The sequence below is a fragment of the Ruegeria sp. AL11 genome, from assembly GCF_056540865.1.
This window is the reverse complement of record NZ_JBQFXO010000010.1, coordinates 138016-157292: the sequence shown is the minus strand read 5'-3', so window position 1 is coordinate 157292 and position 19277 is coordinate 138016. Positions and strand designations below refer to the sequence as shown.

Annotated in this window: 17 protein-coding genes and 1 pseudogene; 4 read left to right on the top strand and 14 right to left on the bottom strand. The window is 58.2% G+C overall.

Annotated elements, in window-relative coordinates:
• Positions 1–53: 53 nt before the first annotated feature.
• The 4 genes from ACR0IP_RS16920 to ACR0IP_RS16905 all read right to left on the bottom strand — a co-directional run bounded on the left by ACR0IP_RS16920 (position 54) and on the right by ACR0IP_RS16905 (position 2852).
• Entirely contained in the window at positions 54–428 is a 375-nt protein-coding gene (locus ACR0IP_RS16920) for a hypothetical protein (RefSeq protein ID WP_170379609.1), read from the bottom strand.
• 108 nt (positions 429–536) lie between these two features.
• Positions 537–773 (bottom strand): helix-turn-helix domain-containing protein, encoded by a 237-nt coding sequence (locus ACR0IP_RS16915; RefSeq protein ID WP_170379606.1) that lies wholly within the window; start codon positions 771–773, stop codon positions 537–539.
• A 119-nt stretch (positions 774–892) separates the two neighbouring features.
• Positions 893–1543 carry a hypothetical protein gene (locus tag ACR0IP_RS16910; RefSeq protein ID WP_170379604.1) on the bottom strand — a complete coding sequence of 217 codons (651 nt, stop codon included), beginning with the start codon at positions 1541–1543 and terminating at the stop codon, positions 893–895.
• Positions 1530–2852 carry a tyrosine-type recombinase/integrase gene (locus tag ACR0IP_RS16905; RefSeq protein ID WP_170379602.1) on the bottom strand — a complete coding sequence of 441 codons (1323 nt, stop codon included), beginning with the start codon at positions 2850–2852 and terminating at the stop codon, positions 1530–1532. The genes ACR0IP_RS16910 and ACR0IP_RS16905 overlap by 14 nt, the downstream gene beginning before the upstream one ends.
• 792 nt (positions 2853–3644) lie before the next feature.
• Here ACR0IP_RS16905 and ACR0IP_RS16900 point away from each other — a divergent pair.
• Positions 3645–5231 carry a glycosyltransferase family protein gene (locus ACR0IP_RS16900; protein WP_480526849.1) on the top strand — a complete coding sequence of 529 codons (1587 nt, stop codon included), beginning with the start codon at positions 3645–3647 and terminating at the stop codon, positions 5229–5231.
• A gap of 389 nt (positions 5232–5620) precedes the next feature.
• Positions 5621–5761 (top strand): annotated as a pseudogene (locus ACR0IP_RS16895) (IS3 family transposase); the annotation flags it as partial.
• A gap of 528 nt (positions 5762–6289) precedes the next feature.
• Here ACR0IP_RS16895 and ACR0IP_RS16890 read toward each other — a convergent pair.
• From ACR0IP_RS16890 to ACR0IP_RS16870, 5 genes are read right to left on the bottom strand one after another with little or no spacing between them, the layout of a single operon-like run.
• Entirely contained in the window at positions 6290–6832 is a 543-nt protein-coding gene (locus ACR0IP_RS16890; RefSeq protein WP_170472846.1) for a DUF3833 domain-containing protein, read from the bottom strand.
• Positions 6829–7446, bottom strand: coding sequence for a DUF3833 domain-containing protein (locus tag ACR0IP_RS16885; RefSeq protein WP_170661782.1), 618 nt, complete (start codon positions 7444–7446; stop codon positions 6829–6831). The genes ACR0IP_RS16890 and ACR0IP_RS16885 overlap by 4 nt, the downstream gene beginning before the upstream one ends.
• Positions 7443–8666, bottom strand: coding sequence for an MFS transporter (locus ACR0IP_RS16880; protein WP_480526846.1), 1224 nt, complete (start codon positions 8664–8666; stop codon positions 7443–7445). The genes ACR0IP_RS16885 and ACR0IP_RS16880 overlap by 4 nt, the downstream gene beginning before the upstream one ends.
• On the bottom strand, positions 8666–9211 hold the full coding sequence (locus ACR0IP_RS16875; protein ID WP_480526844.1) for a hypothetical protein: 546 nt from the start codon (positions 9209–9211) through the stop codon (positions 8666–8668). Before ACR0IP_RS16875 ends, ACR0IP_RS16880 begins: the two co-directional genes overlap by 1 nt.
• A complete protein-coding gene (locus ACR0IP_RS16870) occupies positions 9165–10496 on the bottom strand; it encodes an NAD(P)/FAD-dependent oxidoreductase (protein WP_480526842.1) in 1332 nt (443 codons plus the stop codon). Before ACR0IP_RS16870 ends, ACR0IP_RS16875 begins: the two co-directional genes overlap by 47 nt.
• A gap of 228 nt (positions 10497–10724) precedes the next feature.
• Here ACR0IP_RS16870 and ACR0IP_RS16865 point away from each other — a divergent pair, with 228 nt between their 5' ends.
• Positions 10725–11450 (top strand): SDR family NAD(P)-dependent oxidoreductase, encoded by a 726-nt coding sequence (locus ACR0IP_RS16865; protein WP_480526840.1) that lies wholly within the window; start codon positions 10725–10727, stop codon positions 11448–11450.
• 16 nt (positions 11451–11466) lie between these two features.
• On the opposite strand, the gene ACR0IP_RS16860 is transcribed toward ACR0IP_RS16865, so the two are convergent.
• Positions 11467–13119: a DUF6504 family protein gene (locus ACR0IP_RS16860; protein ID WP_480526838.1), complete on the bottom strand. Its 1653-nt coding sequence runs from the start codon at positions 13117–13119 to the stop codon at positions 11467–11469.
• Between the two features lie 61 nt (positions 13120–13180).
• Entirely contained in the window at positions 13181–13468 is a 288-nt protein-coding gene (locus tag ACR0IP_RS16855) for an I78 family peptidase inhibitor (RefSeq protein WP_170379547.1), read from the bottom strand.
• A 130-nt stretch (positions 13469–13598) separates the two neighbouring features.
• Here ACR0IP_RS16855 and ACR0IP_RS16850 point away from each other — a divergent pair, with 130 nt between their 5' ends.
• On the top strand, positions 13599–14711 hold the full coding sequence (locus ACR0IP_RS16850; protein WP_170379545.1) for an S-(hydroxymethyl)glutathione dehydrogenase/class III alcohol dehydrogenase: 1113 nt from the start codon (positions 13599–13601) through the stop codon (positions 14709–14711).
• 54 nt (positions 14712–14765) lie between these two features.
• Here ACR0IP_RS16850 and ACR0IP_RS16845 read toward each other — a convergent pair whose 3' ends face one another.
• The 3 genes from ACR0IP_RS16845 to ACR0IP_RS16835 all read right to left on the bottom strand — a co-directional run bounded on the left by ACR0IP_RS16845 (position 14766) and on the right by ACR0IP_RS16835 (position 19227).
• Positions 14766–15704, bottom strand: coding sequence for a DMT family transporter (locus tag ACR0IP_RS16845; RefSeq protein WP_170661794.1), 939 nt, complete (start codon positions 15702–15704; stop codon positions 14766–14768).
• Positions 15705–15846: 142 nt separating this feature from the next.
• A complete protein-coding gene (locus tag ACR0IP_RS16840) occupies positions 15847–16260 on the bottom strand; it encodes a group III truncated hemoglobin (protein WP_480526834.1) in 414 nt (137 codons plus the stop codon).
• 48 nt (positions 16261–16308) lie between these two features.
• Positions 16309–19227, bottom strand: coding sequence for an error-prone DNA polymerase (locus tag ACR0IP_RS16835; RefSeq protein WP_480526832.1), 2919 nt, complete (start codon positions 19225–19227; stop codon positions 16309–16311).
• Positions 19228–19277 lie beyond the last annotated feature (50 nt).

Sequence of the window (19277 nt, the reverse complement as noted above, 5' to 3'; positions counted from 1 at the left end):
CTCTGAGAGGCCGTGCTTGCGACGAAGAGTAGATACTTGAAGGTCAACGGTTCTCATGCCGCAACCTCGTCCGTCTCGATCCGCTCAATCTGTGAAACCAGTACATAGATGCCATACTTCTGGCGTCCGGTGTCTGCATCGCCCCGATACATCTTGCATTCGATGTTCACGCCATCATCGCGCCGCAGCGGCAGCACTTGGTCCGAGAGGCGACAGTAGCTGGCCGCGTAGAGTGGCGACCGCATCAGCCCTTCAAGAACTTGGCGTTTGTGCTTGGATGCGTAGATTTCGCGCGGTTCCTGACCCGGATCAGTGATCCGATAGAGGGCAGGGGCTGTTAGGTTAGGAAGGTCCGCCCAGCGGTACACTCGCAGTGCGTTTTCGGGTGGGAGGTCTGCTTTGATTGTTTTGTTTTTTTCGAAAATCATCCTGTATTACCTTTCAATAGTTGAAAGGCACGGGGTTGTGGCGTATTCTCAGAATGTGAACCTAAGAACATTGCCCCTTCCCGTGCCTGTTGCGGGTTGGGGTTTTTCTTAGGCGGCAGGCTGCGCGACATCATTGAACCAGCGATCCAACTCATCGTATTCCAAACGAGTGGCACCACCGATTTTGACGTACTTGAGACGACCTGCCTTCATCTCGGCGTACAGAGTCGCACGAGACATGCCAGTGTAGCGAACTCCGCCATTCACATCCGTGGCGCGCGGCCTGACTGGATGATCCGTGCACAGTTCGATTTCAGCGGATTTGACTAAAGAGTTGTTATCCATCCTGCTTACCTCTGTGTTGCTTCGATGAACACAGGGTGGCAGGGGCTAATCGCGCCGAAAATGCCGCCGAATTCGCGCCAATCGCGCCGTCTACGAATATGGACAGATTTTCGCACGAATTAGCCGGTTTTGGGTTTTACTCCCGGCTTTGAGCCATCGTCTGGCTTGTAGACATCCCACAATTCGTAGCGTTCCCTGTCTCGTGATATGCCGTACGCTTTGCGCCATTCTTCACGCTGTGCGACTGTCGGCTTTCTGCCCGGGAAGGTATTAAGAAATTCGGTGTAGGCATTATCCCTTTCAGCGATAGTCGCGAATTTTTTGATGGGCTTGCGCACTAGGTTCGGAATTGCCGCTCTCAGTTTGTCAGCCTCAGATTTTCTTACGACCACTTGCTGCCCCTCGAACTGTTCCAACCCTTCAACAAACGCAGGCGGGAAGCGGTAAGCAAAACTACCATCAAGGGCTGTGTTCAATAACAGCCTTGAACCTACATAAAGCTCTGGCGTCATACCGGCTGCTGCTTCACGGATAAGATGAAGAGAAACAGTCCAACTGCTGCTATCGATGAATGCAAACACATCTGATCCGCCCCAAGAAACAGAATGAAGCAAATCGGTTGAGATATTTACGGGTTGAGCCGACGGCGTACAAACAGCAACCGCCTGAACTTGAGAGCATTGGGCAATGAACTTTTCGATGCCGACCCCGGCCATCCTATAGTTCTCTGCAACCTCATAGAGCGAAACGAAACCATCAGGACTGAACATTCGGTGCACCCCCAATCGCAATTACGTCTGCGCTTTCCTGCGTCACCAGTTCGGCCCATTTGTCCAATGCAACGGCGCGCTCAGCCAACAATTCAGCCTGATTATAGACGCGAGCCACAGCGCTGGCCTTTGAGGCTGTCGCGGCGTGGTTCAAAACCCGATCCACGACGGATTCCGATATCCCGCGCTCGGCCATATGCGTGGCAAACGCTGTCCTGAAGTCATGCAGACGCCACGGCTCGAAATCATCGCCAAGCAGTTTATCAAGCCGGGTTTTCATCTTGCTCCAACCAGATATTGGAGTGCGGCCTGTGGTGGTGAATAGGAAATCTGATGTAGCAGATGTAGCAGGGGCCTTGCCGGATTTTTTGCTTTTCTTAGCCTCTGCGGTAGCTTGCTCGCGGCGTGCTAAAATCTGTTCAATCTCAGCCAGCGCCGGTGCTGATAGATGGGTGATGTGCCCTCGCTCGTTCTTTTCTTGCGATATGGCTTTTTTGAACCGGGACTTTGAAAGTTCCAGCTCGCTTTTACGCAGGTTATTGATCGAAGTGCGGCGCTGAACGGTTAGCAGCAGAATGCGCACAGGCGGCCCCCATAGGTCCCCGAGTTTGTAAGTCTGTTTCCAGATTGCCCGTATCTCATCCAGGCTAAGCACTCGATCCCTGATTTGTTCTTTGGTGGCGCGTTCAAGTCGGTCGCCAACATCCTCACTCAGATATTCCCGACGCCACGCCCAGCGCGTGAAGTGTTTCAAAGCCGCTCTGATCCGGTTTGCCATGAACATCTTGCCTTCCTTCGCCTTGTCATCAATCGGCTTTTGTAGGCTGGCGCGGGTCAGTTCACCAATGGGCTGGGCGAGGTGCTTGCGCAATGCGTCTTCAAGCTGGCGTTTCCGCTCACCCTGCCTTTTCAGCGTGGAAAGGTGCAGTTCATCGTATGCATCCAGAACGTCTTGAAGGGTTTGGGCCGTAGCGGCGGCGCGCTCCTGATCCCTACGGATTTTCTGGGCCTCAAGAACGCGGTCGAACCCTCGTGCGGCCTCGGCCTCAATCTCAAGGGCCAGCGCCCTTGCTTCACCCAGCCCAAGCGCCCCATCCTCACGCTTTCCAGCAGGTGACCATGTGCAGTAGGTGCCAAATGTGTGCTTGCGCTTAGCACCACCCTTTATCCTCTTTTCGTACATCCATACCGCGCGGGCAGGGTAAACTCTCAACCGCAGGCCAGTGCGCTTAGTGTCCGACACCTCAACCCGCCCCTCGGCTGGGGGCTTGAGCTTCATTAGGAACACGTTGGTAAGCTCTTTCTTCACGTTTTGGCCTCTGGGGGACTCATGGGGGACAAAATACGCCGGATTGTGATGGATGCCTACGGACAACGATAGACGTTTTCTGTCTGGGGGACAACATACCTTGCGCCAGAAATCCATGCAAAATATAGGATATTCCGAATGCCTGTAGACGATTTCGGACGCTGGTGGACAGCGGGCGTGAAAGGTGGTGTTTCTGACTTTTAATCAGTGGGTCGCAGGTTCGAATCCTGCACGGCTCACCACTTTTCATAGTGGCAGATGACACGAAGTTTGTCTCTTTCGACAGGGGTTTGCCGCTTTTTAGCGCTGATCAATAGAATCTGTTCATCGTGAACTATTTGCCTGCCGTGGATTTGGGCGTTCTCGATAGTTTTCAGACAAAAACCGCGTTCACAAGCGCATCAGCTTGCCGCGGCTTCTGAACTATTTCATTTGGCTTGTGTCTCTTGTTCTACATTCTCGGTCCTCCGTTTCTCAAACATATCGGTAGTCCAAATAAATGGGGCATTACAGAGCACTGATACGGCTCCCTATGGGTTAGGACGCTATGGTTCTGCAGTAGTTCACGTCATTAAAAAAATTAGAGCTAAAGTCTAAAATTCTTAGCAGCTAGTAGCGAATATGTGGGTCGGACGCGATTGTGTTCAGCCATAGTAAGGCGGTGCAAGCAGGTTGACCTTTTAAAGTGGCCGCAAAAAATTGGCTTGGCGGGATTGGTTGCGCTGAAATCAAGTCGCCCTCGTGACACGTAGCCATCAAATTAATGCCGGAATGATTAGCTAGTTCCCCAACATGACTACGATTGAAACAATTGATGAATATCCGTCTCGTAACGTGGATTGCGCAATAGTCGCAGTTGGCGCAATCACATTCGCCGCTCTCTGCGTCCTCTATTGGCCATTTGTGGCTGATGATGCATATATCGTCGGGCGATATGCGCAAAACGCTGCAGCAGGAAACGGGCTGGTTTATAATATTGGTGAGCGGGTTTCTGCACTTACCTCACCGTTGCACGGACTGCTGGAAACGGGACTAGCATATTTCGGTTTCGATCCAGTCGCGAGCTATCGGGTCGTTGCACCGATGCTAGTACTCGCAGGCTGGTTTGCTACAATACGCGAGACTGGACTACGCGGACCAGCGCTTGTGTTTTTCACCGCTTTGTCGCTGTTTTCTCCATTCGTCGTGCTTTGGACTGTTGGTGGTTTGGAGACGCCGATACTGTCCTGCCTCGCAACTCTGTTTATATCGCGCCTTTTAGTAGTGTCTCGAATGGGGACCGCGGAAGGGCGCGACTTTGTTTGGCTCGGATTTTTGGCCGCGCTTATGTTCCTGACACGCTTCGATAGCGTTCTCGTTACCGGATCGGTCTTACTGGCTATTGTCATGGTCGAGTACCGCCGCCCGACCCTTTGGGGCAGCGCCGCGCTGTGCGTTGCCCTGGCATCAAGTTGGCTGATATTCTCAGCCCTTTACTATGGCGATATTTTACCGACCTCGTTCTACGTCAAATTGGCTTTTGGTGGACGTGTACCCCTCGACAGCCTTTCAGCCCTTCTCAACTTTGCGGTCCTATCGGGCGTAGGTTTCATAGTGCTCCTTACGTGGTCCAAGCCGTCAGCAGAGCGTACACCACTATCAAAAGCAATCCTCAGAGGAGCATCCATCAGTGCAGTTATATTTCTGATTTACGCGAGCCGAGCATCTGGTCAGCATATGATGTTTGGCTACCGTCTGTTCGTGCCATACCTCATGGGCGTTAGCCTGATATTATCGCTTTCACTTGCAAAACCTCGCCCAGTGTTGGCCGAGTTGGTTGTTGGATATCAGGCCATCATGGTTGCGATCGTTGCTTTTGTAGGGATAAACCCCGCGCCCCTGACAATGTTACCTCCACTAAACCGGGCATACGTGGAATATGAATACATAACACCTGCGACCTATGGGCAGTTCATGGACATGCTGCGTAACGATGCCGAAGAAATTACGGCGCATTGGCGAGAAGCAGGTCTCAAGGGCACGCCGCGCATCTACCTGCGTACCGGTGGCACGGGATATTGGTTGCCGGATTTCTACGTCTACGAAACACTAGTCTCCTATCGTCATGACTGCGGTGTGCCGACGCTCTCGATGATCGACGCATCGCAATACATGCAGCAGCTTGGATTCAGTCTTTCCGGCACCGTCGTTGAGGATCGCGGGCGCGAACGCGAGGATATCCCGAATGACGCGCCACTTCTCTTCGCAACGACTATGGACTGGATGGGCCCGGAAGTGACGGGCTATCTGTTCGGTCCAGAACCGAAGCCACTGCACCTAGGTCCGCAAGTTGTGTCGAAGTGCATTCACGGATCTCAGCCTTCCAACAATCAGGGTTGACCCAACGGTCCCCGCCGTCAATGCAACTCGTCTGAGTTATGGAGTGATCACCGAGGCGAGCTAGGAGGCTGCTGGATCGTTCACGATAACCAGAACCGGCATAGACCCGTTCCCGCCTGTATCCGTCCGTTTGGCGAACGCTGGCGGGCATACGCTGAATATGCAGGTCGGAGAACTGAAGCACGATTGTAAAGCGGCGGCCGGGGGCCTGCCTTTTTCAGTTGTAATGAGTGCCTCCATACCCCCAACCGACTAACAACACTAACACCGACTTTTTGCCGGGATGCCAGTTGTAGTCGCTGTTGGTGTTGTAACGGCCATTAGGGGTATGGGCGATCTTCCCTCTCTGAAATGGTCCTCCGCAATATTTAGGAGCACGGAGGAAACACATGGACAACAAGCGACCAAAGTCTGAAGAGACTGTCACTAAGTTACAGCAGGTAGAGGTTCTGACTGGGCAAGGTATGCCGCATTTGGATGCGATCCAACAGCTTGGCGTGACTAAACAGACTTACTACCGATGGAAGACGTAGCACGGTGGAGTGGGCACGGACCAATTGAAGGAGCTGATGCCAGGTTTCTGAGGATCGGTTTTATCTCCGCCAAAACGGAAAGCGCTTGAGGTAGAAGTGTCGGTCAGTGACACCACCTTTGGTTGCTTGTGAAAATTACACTTATATTTAAACGTGTTGAATGGCGACTTTCCAGTGGATTTCCGCCTGCGGAATTCGAAAAAATTGGCAGATTCAGCTAGATTTGCTATCCTTTGACCAAAGGGCGTCAAAAAACCCGGGGGCAAAAATCGAGCAGAAATCAGGCAAATCTTCACAGGTGGTGTGGGTCAAAATACCCGAGCATCTCAATGGCACTCGGCGCGGGTTGTTTTTCTTGTGGGCCGAGGTCGAGCGTGCTCAGGTGGAGGCCAAGGCCGCGCCACCGCCCTCTGAGGCGCGTCAGCCCGAGTCGAACAAGATATTCGGTTGGGTTGACGAGTTTATCTTCTATGAACGCGACAGGGCGGAGCAGCCGGATCAGCGCGCCGAGGCCCCGTCGGGCCGTCACAGTTTCTCAAAAAACAGGATAACCTCGCCTATACGGACGCCAAAACGCGAAACATAGGCGCGGTTCAGCAGACGGTCATCTTCCAGAAGCCACATCCAGTCGTCAAAGTTCACACGCATGGTGCCCTCTTTGATCGGCAGGTCGATCTTGTATTTCCAGTTGAACGTATCTCCACGCTCAATCCCGTCAGCAACACCCAACACGCCCGGCGCGGTGCCGGTCCAGGTGTCGTCGCCGGTTTTAGTCAGGGTCCAGATGCGCTGTTCGGTTGCGCCATCATCGTAGACGAAATCCTCGACCAGGGTCAGGGTTTCTCCGTCCCAGGTGCCGTCGATCTCAACCGTGAAACGACGCGGTACATTGCCCAGAATGTCTTGGAACTGACCATAGGCCACGGTCTTGCCTTCGAAGAACTCCTCGAGGTTCAGCTGCCGATCGGACAGAAAGCTTTTGGGTACCCGCGGTTTGGCCGAGCAGGCCGCAAGCAGTGTCAGGCTGGCGATTGCGATGAGAGAGATCAGAAAACGCAACCGGGTCATTGCAGCGGCCTGTTTTCAGCGTCCGCATCATACCCGTTTGCGCCGGGTACATGTGCGGTCTGCACCTCGGGAGCGGGTCGCATGGTTGCCACCAGTTCCGCCACCTTGAGGCCGAATTTGCGCATCTCTGAGCGGTTCATAATCGCTCCGTTTTCGGTCAGGTACATCCAGTCGGTGACGTCCAGCGTGTGCCCTCCGGCGTCTTCGGGCAGGATGATCCGGTAGGACAGCTTGACGGTCGAGCCCGAGATCACGCCTTTGCCCTCACCGACGATATCGTCTGCCGTGGCCGTGAACGTGTTGCCGGTGCCCAATGTCAGATACCACTTTCGGGTCATCTGTTTACCGTTGGAATAGGTGAACCACTCTGCCAGAGTGCCCGTGTTTCCATCCCATTCACCGACCATTCGGGCAACAAAGCTGTTCGACATCTTGCCGTTGGGGCCATAGATCAGCCCCTCGGACAGGATATCTCCGTTCAGGTGTTTGGTCAGGGAAAACTCTGGCCCCGTTCCCGAGTAGTCAGCCGGGGATTGTGAGCGAAAGCTCAGGAACCGTCTTTTGACCGCCACGATAACGAGGATGGCGAGCAAAATCACAACAAGCGTATTCATTTGGCTGGGACCTCCGTAGGCAGGGTCAAGACCATCCCGAATGCGCCCAGCTTTAGGATGCAGGGCAGCAGGGCATAGGCGAATGTGAGCGTGTTTAGAGCCTGTGCCGAGTTGGCTTGACCGGGTGAAAAACCGCTGCGTTCCAGCAGGGGCAGGGTGAAAAAGGCAGCGAGCGCGAGGCCCAGCTTGCCAGCGAAAGACCAGATGCCAAATGCGGCCGAGGCATTCAGCCCCGCGCGTGTCAGCACCACGGAAAACATGGCGGGCAGGATCACGATATCCGCTCCTGCGGCTGCGCCCGAGGCCAGGCAGATCACGGCAAAGGCGGTCAGCTCTCCAGCCGAGAGGGTGGCCGCGCCGATGAAGGAAGCGATGCCAAGCGGCATGGCTATCATCAGGGTCTGTTTCGGGCCGATCCGATTGCTGAGTCGCGCCCAGAGGGGCACGCTAGCCCCGGCGCTCAGGAAGAACAGGATCAGTAATGGGCCGGCCATACCGGAAAGTTGCAGTTTGTCCTCGACGAAGAACAGAAACAGCGTGGCTGTCAGGGCGACCGGCAGGCTGTTGATCAGCGCCAGAACCAACAGGCGGAGGGCGCCGGATTGTCCGAGCGCGGTGAATGAGATGCCCTCGCCCGTGATGGGTGTGCGTCGCCATATCGGGATGGTGACGATCAGGGTTAGGAGCGCCAGCGCGCCCAGAAACAAGCCAAAAGCGGGATAGCCCTGTCCCTGCGCGCCGAAGGCAACGAAGAGGGCCGGAGCGCTGGCGGCCAGAACGACTCCGGTCAGTTGCCCGCCTTCGCGGAAGGCGGCGAGGCGCATCAGCTCTTGCGGGTCGGCCTGTTTGGCCAAAGTTGCGCTGCGGCCATAAAGCAGGATGGTGCCAAGGCTGTAGGCCGAAAATAGCAGGACGAGGATGGCGACCAGCGCGCCGACGCTGGCCCCGTCCGGCAGGCCGAATAGCAGCGGAAACCCAACTGCCAGCCCAAGCGACGCCAGAGCGGCAAACAGCAGCTGCCCACCTGGCCAGCGGTCGATGGCCCAGCCGATCAGCGGGTCTTGCACCAGATCGACCAGCCGGATCACCAACAGCACGGTTCCGATCACCCCAAGGCCAATGCCCAAATTCACCGCCGCAAAGCGCGGCAGGTGAATATAGAGCGGGATACCCGCCGCAGCGAGCATCAGCGCATAAAGGCTGACCCGGGGATACAGCATCACTGTCCCTTCAACTGCCGTGTAAAACTGGCGGACCGAGTGTTGTCGCCAAGAAAAATCGACATGAACGATTTCTTGATGCCGGTGTTGGTTAGTGTGCAGGTTTGTGCACCATTGCGCCAAAACCCAACTTTGTTAGGTCCTTCGGATATGGCCAGATAGCTGTCACCTTTGCTGACTGCCTGAAAACAGGTCTCTAGCTGGGCTTTTGTCGGCGCGGGATTGCCTTGCCTCGCCATCTCATCCAGCGTCGACTCTACAAGAGCCTTTTGTGCGAGGTTTTTTCGATAAGTCAGTTGCAACCCGAAATCCTGGGTCCAATTGAATGCCGCTCCAGCAGGCGTGAATAGCTTGGCGTCATAGACAGGCAGGCCCAAGAACCTAAATGTCGAGCTGCCCAAAAGCTTGGGATCACTCAGTTCGCTGGACAGAGGCGACGCCACTGCCCCACCACTCGACAGTAAGGCGATCGACAGCAGCGCTACGCGCAAAGTGGATTTATTCGGCGGCCACATGGATGGCCGGATCTTTTTCAAGAATGCCATTGTCAGCTCCGGTTATGTGCGGGGCGCCGCTCAAGCGGTCGACGACATGCATCGCGCTGGCGATCCCGTCTTCGTGAAACCCGTGCCGGTTATAAGCTCCGGCGTACCAGGTGTGATTCTGTCCCTGCATGTCGCGAATTTGCCCCTGCGCTTTCAACGCGACTTTGTCGAAAACCGGGTGGGCGAACTCGACTTGGTCATAAATCTTGTCCTCGGCAATTTGCGAAGACGCGTTCAAAGATACAAAGAGCGGATCGCTGTCCGGGATGTTCTGCAACCGGTTCATCCAATAGGTCACGCCAACATCCCCGGCTTGCGAGCGATAGGTCCAGCTGGACCAGCAGGCACGCCGCTTTGGCATCTGGCTTTCGTCACAATGCAGGATCGCGTGATTGGGCTGATAGCGGATCGCGCCAAGGGCCGCGGCCTCATCCGTCGTGGCGTTGTCGCCCAGAATGGCCAGTGACTGGTCCGAGTGGGTCGCAAGGATGATCTCGTCAAATTGATCGGCATGGCCCTGGCTGGTGACCGTGACGCCGGTCTCATGACGCTGTACGTGATCTACCGGAGCCGCCAGACGGATGTCGCATCCGCGCGACCGCAGCGCGGCATCGATTCGGCGCACATACTCGATACTTCCGCCTTTGACTGTGTACCACTGATGCTGGTTGGCGCGGCCGCTGGCCAGCAGTGCATGGTTGCGGAAGAACTGCACCAGCGAGCGGGCCGGGAACTGATCCACAAACTCAACCGGCGTAGACCAGATCGCGCCGCACATCGGCATGAGGTAGTTGTGGCGGAACCAATGACCCAGACGCATCTGGTCCACCAGTTCTCCGATGGTTGTGTCATCATCCTTCGCGGCATCCGGGGCCTCTTTACTGAAGCGCAGAATGTCCGAGATCATCTTGTAGTAAGACGGGCGCAGCAGGTTGCGTTTCTGGGCTGTCAGAGTGCGCAGCGTGTTCAACCCGTATTCAATACGACCATTGTCGATGGTCGCGCCAAAGCTCATCTCGCTTTTCTCAACGGGGACGTTCAGCTCATCAAACAGCTTGGTCAGGTGGGGGTAGGTCGCGTAGTTGAAGACGATAAAGCCGGTATCGACCGGTTGGTCTCCGTTCTTACCCGCCATCACTGTTCGGGCATGCCCGCCAAGGCGCGGCTCGGCCTCGTAAACGGTAATATCGTGCTGTTCTGAAAGGTAGTAAGCTGCGGAAAGTCCTGAAATGCCTGCACCTATGACTGCGATTTTCTTGCGCTCGCCTCGCGTTTCGTCGAACATGTGATCCCCTTAAGTGCGACATTTATCTAGGGATACGTAGCAGGTTCTGACGCGGATCAATCAGGTTAGATTATATTTCCCAACGCACTATATTGTGACTTCGTGGCAAAATTCCCTCAGCTGAGGATGATCCGACCGGTTGGCTTGGTCGTAAAATATACATGATAGCTGAAGCAGAACCGAAACCGCGCATGGGGCGTTGTTTCATGGTTCCACGATAGGGCAGGCATGACCGGTTTCGAAGGAAATACGTATTGGATTGTGGGCGCGAGCGAAGGGCTCGGGCGCGCTTTGACCCAAGGGCTAAGCGAGCGCGGCGCGCATCTTGTCTTGTCGGCGCGCAATGCGGATCGGTTAGCCGAGATCTGCGCAACCCTTCCCAATGCGCGTGCAGTGCCTTTTGACGTGACCGATCTTGAGGCCGTGCGCCGTGCCGTGGCTGAAGTCGGAGAGGTCGATGGTCTTGTCTACAACGCCGGAGCCTACGAGCCGATGCGGACCGGTGATTGGGATACCGAGACGGTTTTGTCGATGACCGACGTGAACTACACCGGTGCCCTTCGGGTGTTGGGTGAAACCGTGCCGGGCTTCGTCAGCGCTGGACGCGGGGATATCACGCTGATCGGTTCTTTGTCCGGCTATCGCGGCTTGCCTGCGGCGGTGGGCTATGCGGCCAGCAAGGCGGCCTTGGTCTCGCTGGCCGAGACCATGCGATTTGATCTGGCGGGTACGGGCGTGACGGTTCGGATCGTCAATCCCGGCTTTATCAAAACCCGCCTGACCGAGAAGAACAACTTCAAGATGCCCATGCTGATGTCGGCCGAGGATGCGGCAGAGCGTGTGATCAAAGCGATGTCGCGCCGCCGGTTCCGCACCGATTTTCCAGCTCCGTTTTCCTGGGTGATCCGGTTGCTGGACTATTTGCCCGATATCCTGATTTATCGCGGAAAATAGACCCTAATTAGGATTTCTAGCCAAATTGCCCCTGGCAGAACCAGCCTGCGGACATGGTGCCTCCGTGGCCATAAAACAGCCAGAGCCTCTCCCCCTGTTCGGTCACCACCACCCAGTAATCGCGTACGCCGCTGCGCCAGTTGGGGTCGTCCAGCCACCATTCCGGGGCGATGCGTTCCGGGCCTGTGGCCTGCGCCAGTTGCCAGTCCCTCCCGCGCCAGCGAAAGGCGGTTGGAACATCCGGGGTTTCCGGGGCCATCACCGGCTCGGGCTGCCACATCTGCAAGGGTCGCGGACGGGGTGGTGCAGGCCAGTCGGGCGCGGGTTCTGACCATGCAGCAGCCAGCACCTGCGCGGTCTTCTCGGGGATATGCGAGGCCGCCGGATGCCGCCGGGTGATCGCGTCGAGCCCCACCCGCGCGCCCAGCTTGCCGATCAGGTCTTCGACGGCGGTGTTGCCGTCCAGCCGGTCGCGAGCCACACGGCGCGCCTCGGCATGACCGGCCATGGTGCGGGCGTGGATGGGTTCCGTCTGGATCGCCTCAAGCCGCAGCATGTCGATGCCATAGCCTGCATCGATCTTGTCGATTTTCATCTCTAACAAAGGACGAATGCGATGTTTGTCATAGGTCGGGCGGGCCAGACCGATCTCGATGACCTCAGCCGCCTGATCGGCGCGATGGGCCTCAAGCCGCAAGGTCCGCACCCCGCGGCCCTTCTCCTCAAGCTTGGTACAAAGCGTTGGCAGCACCCGGTCAATTGCTGCCATCACATCCTCGACCAGACCGATCGGGTTGGGCAGGGTCATGCGCACCGCAAAGTGATTTGGCGGGCGGGCGGGAGAGACTGGCTCGGGCGCGCTGCCCATTGCCTGATCCAGCCGCAGCACCAGTCCGCGTCCGAACCGTCGTGCCAAACCGGCGCGGGGTTGGCCCAGAAGGTCCCCGATCCGACGCAGGCCCAGACTGTTCAACTGCGTTACGACACGATCTTCCAGCCGCAGCGCTGCGATGGGCAAGGGGCTGAGCGCGCCATAGGATTGCCCTGGTGCGGCGATCCGCGCCCCGCCGCCCAAGGCCACCACCTGCGGCGCGGCCCCGCCCTTGGTCCAGTGTCGTCGCTTGCTGGCTCGGGCACGGGTGGCGCGGGCCTCTTGGCTGATGGCGTCGCCGTTGCGGTCGGAGATGGCCTCTTGCCCGGCATAGCGCGCCAGCGCCCAGGCCGCGCCCAACGTGTCGGCAATGCCCATCTGCACGCTCAGGCCCATATCGGCACAGTCGACCTCAAGCACGCGCAGCAACGCCTCTTCCCCGCCAAACAGATGCGCGCAGCCCGAGAGGTCAACGATCAGCCCGTCCGGAGCCTCTTCGGCGACCCAAGGGCTGAACTTGCCTGCCCAGCGGCGCAACGCGGTCAGGAACGCGGCCTCGGCCGGGGCATTGCGGTGCCGCGTGATCAGGGACGCGCACATGGCATGGGCATCTCGCACCGGCTGGCCCACCTGTAGCCCGGCGGCCTGAGCTTCCGCGTTCAGAGAGGTGATCACCTGCATGTTCGACTGCTCGGCCACCACGGCCAAAGGTCCGACATGCAGCCCCCGCGCGGCGCGGATCAGCCGTTCAGCCCCCAGACGGGGAAACCAGAGTGAAAGTATTCGGCGTTTTGGCATCGGCAGACATCAAAATGTTCCTATTTTGTTCCTATCCGAGAATCAGCGCCGGAGTCCACGCTTACCCGCAGGTCAGGCGCTGAATGATGCCCGCACCGTTCACGAAGACATTCAGCCGATCGATACGGTAGTCCTGTGTCGCAATGTCATTGGGTCCCAACACCCGCGCGCGCTCGGGCAGGCTGGCCTGAATGGTCGAAACCGGCTGGCCGATGGAATCCGCAAACGGATCGCCTTTGCAGAAGGCCAGATCGACAGGCGCAGCCTCGGGCGCAAGGTCTGCTCCGTCCAAGGTCGAGGTTTCGGCACAGGCGGCCAGAAGGATCAGGATCGGGATAAATCGGTGCATTGGCGTTCCCCAGTATGACAATGTCGTTTCTGCAATATCAAATGTTTAGCCAATCTGCCATGAAAGTGGAGTTGAAAACACCCTGCATTTGACGCAGGGTCGGGTCAAACAAGACTGGGAGACAAGCACCATGCGCACCCGTGCAGCCGTCGCCGTTCAGGCTGGCAAACCTTTGGAAGTGATGGAGGTGAACCTCGAAGGCCCCAAGGCGGGCGAGGTTTTGGTCGAAGTAAAGGCCACCGGCATCTGCCATACCGATGAATTCACCCTGTCCGGCGCAGATCCCGAAGGCCTGTTCCCGGCCATTCTGGGCCATGAAGGCGCAGGCGTCGTGGTCGAGGTCGGCCCGGGCGTCACCAGCCTGAAGCCGGGCGACCACGTAATCCCGCTCTACACACCCGAATGTCGTGAGTGTGAATACTGTCTGCATCCAAAGACTAACCTGTGTCAGGCGATCCGCGAGACTCAGGGCAAGGGCCTGATGCCCGATGGCACCTCGCGCTTCTCGACTTTGGATGGCGACCCGATCCTGCACTACATGGGCTGCTCGACCTTCGCCAACCACACTGTCCTGCCTGAGATCGCGCTGGCCAAAGTGCGTGAGGACGCACCCTTCGATAAGATCTGCTACATCGGCTGCGGCGTCACCACCGGCATCGGCGCTGTGATCAACACCGCCAAAGTGGAAATCGGTAGCCGTGCCATCGTGTTCGGTCTGGGTGGTATCGGCCTGAACGTGATCCAGGGCCTACGTCTGGCCGGGGCCGATCAGATCGTCGGTGTCGACCTGAACCCATCAAAGGTCGAAATGGCCACCAAGTTCGGCATGACGGATTTCGTTAACCCGAAAGAGGTCGAAGGCGATTTGGTTCCCTATTTGGTCAACCTGACCAAAGGCGGAGCAGACTATACGTTCGACGCCACCGGCAATGTCGGCGTGATGCGCGACGCGCTGGAATCGGCCCACAAGGGCTGGGGTGAGTCGATCATCATCGGCGTGGCACCTGCGGGGGCCGAGATCTCGACCCGTCCGTTCCAGCTAGTCACGGGCCGTTCCTGGCGCGGCACCGCCTTTGGCGGCGCGCGGGGCCGGACCGATGTACCCAAGATCGTCGACTGGTACATGGAAGGCAAAATCGAGATCGACCCGATGATCACCCACACCATGGGTCTGGACGACATCAACCACGGTTTCGACCTGATGCATAAAGGCGAGAGCATCCGCTCGGTGGTCGTCTACTAAGGCTCTAAACCAGTTGAATTCGCTTAAGCGGCGCGCTGTCTGGCGCGCCGTTTTTCATTCGCCGGGTCGCGATGCGCCCGTATCTGACCTTGGTGATCGCACGCGCAGAACCGGCGTGTTAGCCGAGGTGGTGTTCGACCGGCTTTCGCGCCAGACGACGAAGATGCCCGAGGCGATGATGACGCTTGCGCCGACCGCAACCCAACCATCCGGGTGTTCGCCAAAGAAGATCATGCCGAACAAGGTGGCCCAGATGATCTGGCTGTACTGGCTGGGGGCCACGACACCGGCCGGGGCCGCGCGATAGGCCAGAATGATCAGATGCTGGGCGATGACCGAGAACACGCCGACCAGCGCCATCATCGCCAGATGTAGCAGCGAAGGCGGCTGGTAGACTGCCGGTTGCATCAAGCTCATGACCACGATGGCCAGCAGCATCGGGTAGAGGATCAGCACGGCTGAGCGTTCCTCATTCCCGATCTTGCGCACCAGAACAGAGCCTAACGCGCTGCAAAACGCGGCTGTCAGGGCGGCCATGTGGCCGAGTGTGATATCCGTCGCGCCGGGGCGAAGAACGATCAGAACACCGATCAAGCCGACGCCGACCGCAGCCCAACGTTGGAAACGCACGACCTCTCCTAGAATCGGAATCGACAGGACTGTGACGAACAGGGGGAAGGCAAACAGCAGCGAATAGACCTCGGCCAGAGGCAGGACCGAAAAGGCATAGAAAGCGCACACCATGGATGTAACCATCAGTGCCGACCGGAGCAGGACAAGCCATGGGTGGTGTGGCAGGAAATTCCCGGTCGTGCGGTCCGTCAGGATCGTTACTGCCATGGGCACAAAGGAAAACAGCGTGGCGAAGAAGATGATCTGCATTACCGAATAGGTCCCGCCCAGCACTTTGATCAGCGCGTCATGGCTGGCAAAGACCGCGAATCCCAGAAACGCGAAACCAAGTCCCCGGAGGGTGGTATTTTGAGTGCTCATGATCTGGCCTCAGGCGATGTCGGTGTGGTGGCTTTAAGCCGGCGCAGCCAAATGGGCTGTCTTTTCCCTGAGTAGACGCATTTTCCCGGACCGCATAGCCCCTATTTTACCGCTAACACGGCAAAGCCGCCATGTTGTGAGATCAACGCAGGATCGGCGGCGCGTCCTTGGGCTGTCGAGCGGATTGGACGCCCGCCTTCATCCCCACACCGATCCGTTGGGCCAGCGCGACCCATGGGGTGGCCGTTTCCCAGGGTAGGGTTTGGGTGGCGACCGCCTCGAACAGGTCCAGCCAATGGGCGAACATCTCGGGCTGCACGTCGGGTCTTTCGCTATGTACCCGTTGCGGATTGCCGTTGTAGCTGCGCTCATAAAGGATGGCGTTGCGCCAGAAGGCGGCGATCTTGTCCTCATGCGCGGGCCAGTCATGGACGTGCTTGTTGAACACCGGTCCCAGAACGGCATCCTCGCGCACGCGGGCATAGAAGGCGTGGACCTGCGCGTTGATCTGGGCCGGTGTTGCGGGAAAGCGCGGGGGCAAGGTGGGTCTGGTCATGGTGGTCTCGGGTTTCGACTCTAGCCCGGGACATATCCGGGGCGGAGGTCAGGCAACAGGTGTGGTTTTGTCGCGCGGCTCGGGCGTCAGCAGGTGCCGGATCAAGGCCACCGGATGCGCCTTCAGGCTGAGGCGTGTGGCGACGTAATCCTCGACCACCTGTTCGCCCAATGTCATCTGCGGCAGGTAGGCTTCGGGTTCATCCAACGTCTCGCCTTCCAGATCCTGTGAAAACAGCGGCAGAGGCTTCGCGGTCGCAATCGCCTTGGCCTGCCACAGAGCCTCGCGCCGGGTGAGGTCGCAGGCGGCGAAGGCATCGGCCTCAGCCAACCGTTCGATCACCGATGGTCCCAACCCTGCGCGACGCCAGACGTCATCCACCTGAGTGTAGCCGTTGCCCCGTGCGGCGGTCAGCCAGCTGGCGTCCTCCTCGCTGAGGCCCTTGATCTGGCGGAACCCCAGCCGCAGGGCCAGCCCACCATGGCCGTCAGGTTCCATCACATTGTCCCAGAAACTGGCATTGATGCAGACCGGGCGCACCTGAACGCCGTGTTCGCGGGCATCCCGCACGATCTGGGTAGGGGCATAGAAGCCCATCGGTTGCGAGTTCAGCAGCGCGCAGGCGAAAATCCCCGGATGGTAGCATTTGATCCAGGCCGAGGCATAGACCAGCAACGCAAAACTGGCCGCGTGGCTTTCGGGAAAGCCATAAGACCCGAACCCTTCGATCTGTGAAAAACAGCGTTCCGCGAAATCCTGCTCGTACCCGTTGCGCTTCATCCCGCGTAAGAACAGCGCGCGGAACTCGCTGACATTGCCATGTTTCTTGAAGGTCGCCAGTGAGCGTCGCAGCCGGTCCGCCTGTTCTGGGGTGAACCCCGCGCCGACAATGGCGATCTGCATCGCCTGCTCCTGAAACAGCGGCACGCCCAGTGTTTTGCCCAGCACATCCCCCAATGCGTCCGAGGGGAAGCTGACCTCCTCCTCGCCATTTCGCCGCCGAATATAAGGATGCACCATGTCGCCCTGAATCGGGCCGGGGCGGATGATGGCGACCTCGATCACCAGATCGTAGAAATTGCGCGGCCGCATCCGGGGAAGGAAGTTCATCTGCGCCCGGCTTTCCACCTGAAACACCCCAATAGAGTCTGCTTTGCACAGCATATCGTAGACCTCGGGGTCCTCGGGCGGCAGGGTGGCGAGGGTATAGCCGGTCTGGTGATGCTGCCCGATTAGGTCGAACGCCTTGCGGATACAGGTGAGCATCCCGAGGCTGAGGACATCGACTTTCAGGATACCCAAGGAGTCGATATCGTCCTTGTCCCAGCAGATGACCGTGCGCCCCTCCATCGTGGCGTTCTCGATTGGGACAAGTTCGTCCAGCCGCCCCTCGGTGATGATGAAGCCACCCACGTGTTGTGACAGATGGCGGGGGAAGCCGTCGATCTCATAGACCAACATTAGAGTCTGTTTTAGCCGTCGATCTTCAGGGTCGAGACCGATTTCGCGCATCCGATGCGCCTCAAGCCCTTTGGTCGAGAAAAAGCCCCAGAGCTGTGAGGACAGGGCCGAGATCGTGTCCTCGGTCAGACCCATGGCGCGGCCGACCTCACGAATGGCACGCTTGCCGCGATAGTGAACGACCGTGGCGCAGAGGCCCGCGCGTTCGCGGCCATAGCGGTCATAGATATGCTGGATCACCTCCTCGCGGCGCTCGTGTTCGAAATCGACGTCGATATCGGGCGGCTCGTCGCGGGCCTCGGAGACGAAGCGCTCAAAGACCATCGTGCCCATCTCGGGGCTGACCTCGGTGATGCCGAGGCAGAAGCAGACCACCGAATTGGCCGCTGAGCCGCGCCCCTGACACAGGATATCGCGCGAGCGGGCGAAATGGACGATATCCCGGACGGTCAGGAAATAGGGTTCGTATTTCAGCTTACCGATCAGGGCGAGTTCATGCGCCAGCATCTTTTTCGCCTTCTCGGACGCGCCTGCTGGATAGCGCCATTGCAGTCCTTCATGTGCCAGACGGTGCAGGCGTTCGGTCGGGGTTTCCTGTTCACTACCTTCGCTGGGGTATTCATAGCGCAGTTCATCAAGCGAGAAGGTGAGCTGTTCGCTGAGGTCATGGGCGCGGGTGACCGCCTCCTCGTGAGTTTTGAAGATACGCAGCATTTCCCCCTCGGAGCGCAACCGCTGTTCGCCATTGGCCAGCGCGTCGCGGCCCAGCTCATCGACCTTGCGGCGCAGGCGGATGGCGGTCAGCACGTCGGCCAGCTTGCGGCGTGCGCCGTGGTGGATCATCGGTGCGGCACTGGCGAGGGTGGGGATATCGAGTTGCTTTGATTCAGTCTCTAACAAAGAAAAATATGTACTATCTGCGCCATCATATCGAGGGTGCATCAGCAGATGCATCCGCCCACCAAAGCGGCGCGTCAGCTGTTGCGCCTGTGTCCGCCATACACTCGCGCCGCCCTTTGACCGGTCTGCTTGTGGCCAGAGCAGCAGGTGGAGGCCGTCGGAAAACTCCAGCAGGTCAGACAGGTGCAGGATGCAATCGCCTTTTTCCGCACGCAGGCGGCCTTTGGACAGGATGCGGCACAGGTTTCCCCAGCCCTGTCGGTTCAGGGGCAGAGCGGTGACGGTGGGCGCGTCGGTGAAGATCAGCCGCGCTGCCGGGATCAGGCGGGGGACCGCGTGGATCGGATAGGACGGCGGTTTGGGGATGTGATCGGGGCAGGGCGGGCCTAGGCTCGTGTTCTGCGCCTCCCACTCCAGCCGTTCGCGCACCTTACGGGCGATCTCGCGCGCTTGGGTATGGGCGCGAACGATCCCGGCGACCGAGTTGTCGTCGGCAATCGCGATGGCGGGCAGGCCCAGGGTCACGGCACGCTCCATATACTCCTCGGGGTGAGAGGCCCCGGTGAGGAAGGTGAAGTTTGACGTGATCGACAGCTCGGCATACATGGCGAGTCACTATTATATTCACGTTTTGTTCCTTTTCGAGTCCTTTGCGC

Bases quoted from the DNA above. Each gene is read 5' to 3' on its own strand.
- ACR0IP_RS16855 (WP_170379547.1), bottom strand. From the start codon at position 13,468: ATGCACCGATTTATCCCGATCCTGATCCTTCTGGCCGCCTGTGCCGAA.
- ACR0IP_RS16920 (WP_170379609.1), bottom strand. From the start codon at position 428: ATGATTTTCGAAAAAAACAAAACAATCAAAGCAGACCTCCCACCCGAA.
- ACR0IP_RS16860 (WP_480526838.1), bottom strand. From the start codon at position 13,119: ATGCCAAAACGCCGAATACTTTCACTCTGGTTTCCCCGTCTGGGGGCT.
- ACR0IP_RS16840 (WP_480526834.1), bottom strand. From the start codon at position 16,260: ATGACCAGACCCACCTTGCCCCCGCGCTTTCCCGCAACACCGGCCCAG.
- ACR0IP_RS16835 (WP_480526832.1), bottom strand. From the start codon at position 19,227: ATGTATGCCGAGCTGTCGATCACGTCAAACTTCACCTTCCTCACCGGG.
- ACR0IP_RS16900 (WP_480526849.1), top strand. From the start codon at position 3,645: ATGACTACGATTGAAACAATTGATGAATATCCGTCTCGTAACGTGGAT.
- ACR0IP_RS16915 (WP_170379606.1), bottom strand. From the start codon at position 773: ATGGATAACAACTCTTTAGTCAAATCCGCTGAAATCGAACTGTGCACG.
- ACR0IP_RS16850 (WP_170379545.1), top strand. From the start codon at position 13,599: ATGCGCACCCGTGCAGCCGTCGCCGTTCAGGCTGGCAAACCTTTGGAA.
- ACR0IP_RS16910 (WP_170379604.1), bottom strand. From the start codon at position 1,543: ATGTTCAGTCCTGATGGTTTCGTTTCGCTCTATGAGGTTGCAGAGAAC.
- ACR0IP_RS16890 (WP_170472846.1), bottom strand. From the start codon at position 6,832: ATGACCCGGTTGCGTTTTCTGATCTCTCTCATCGCAATCGCCAGCCTG.
- ACR0IP_RS16880 (WP_480526846.1), bottom strand. From the start codon at position 8,666: ATGCTGTATCCCCGGGTCAGCCTTTATGCGCTGATGCTCGCTGCGGCG.
- ACR0IP_RS16865 (WP_480526840.1), top strand. From the start codon at position 10,725: ATGACCGGTTTCGAAGGAAATACGTATTGGATTGTGGGCGCGAGCGAA.
- ACR0IP_RS16845 (WP_170661794.1), bottom strand. From the start codon at position 15,704: ATGAGCACTCAAAATACCACCCTCCGGGGACTTGGTTTCGCGTTTCTG.
- ACR0IP_RS16885 (WP_170661782.1), bottom strand. From the start codon at position 7,446: ATGAATACGCTTGTTGTGATTTTGCTCGCCATCCTCGTTATCGTGGCG.
- ACR0IP_RS16870 (WP_480526842.1), bottom strand. From the start codon at position 10,496: ATGTTCGACGAAACGCGAGGCGAGCGCAAGAAAATCGCAGTCATAGGT.
- ACR0IP_RS16875 (WP_480526844.1), bottom strand. From the start codon at position 9,211: ATGGCATTCTTGAAAAAGATCCGGCCATCCATGTGGCCGCCGAATAAA.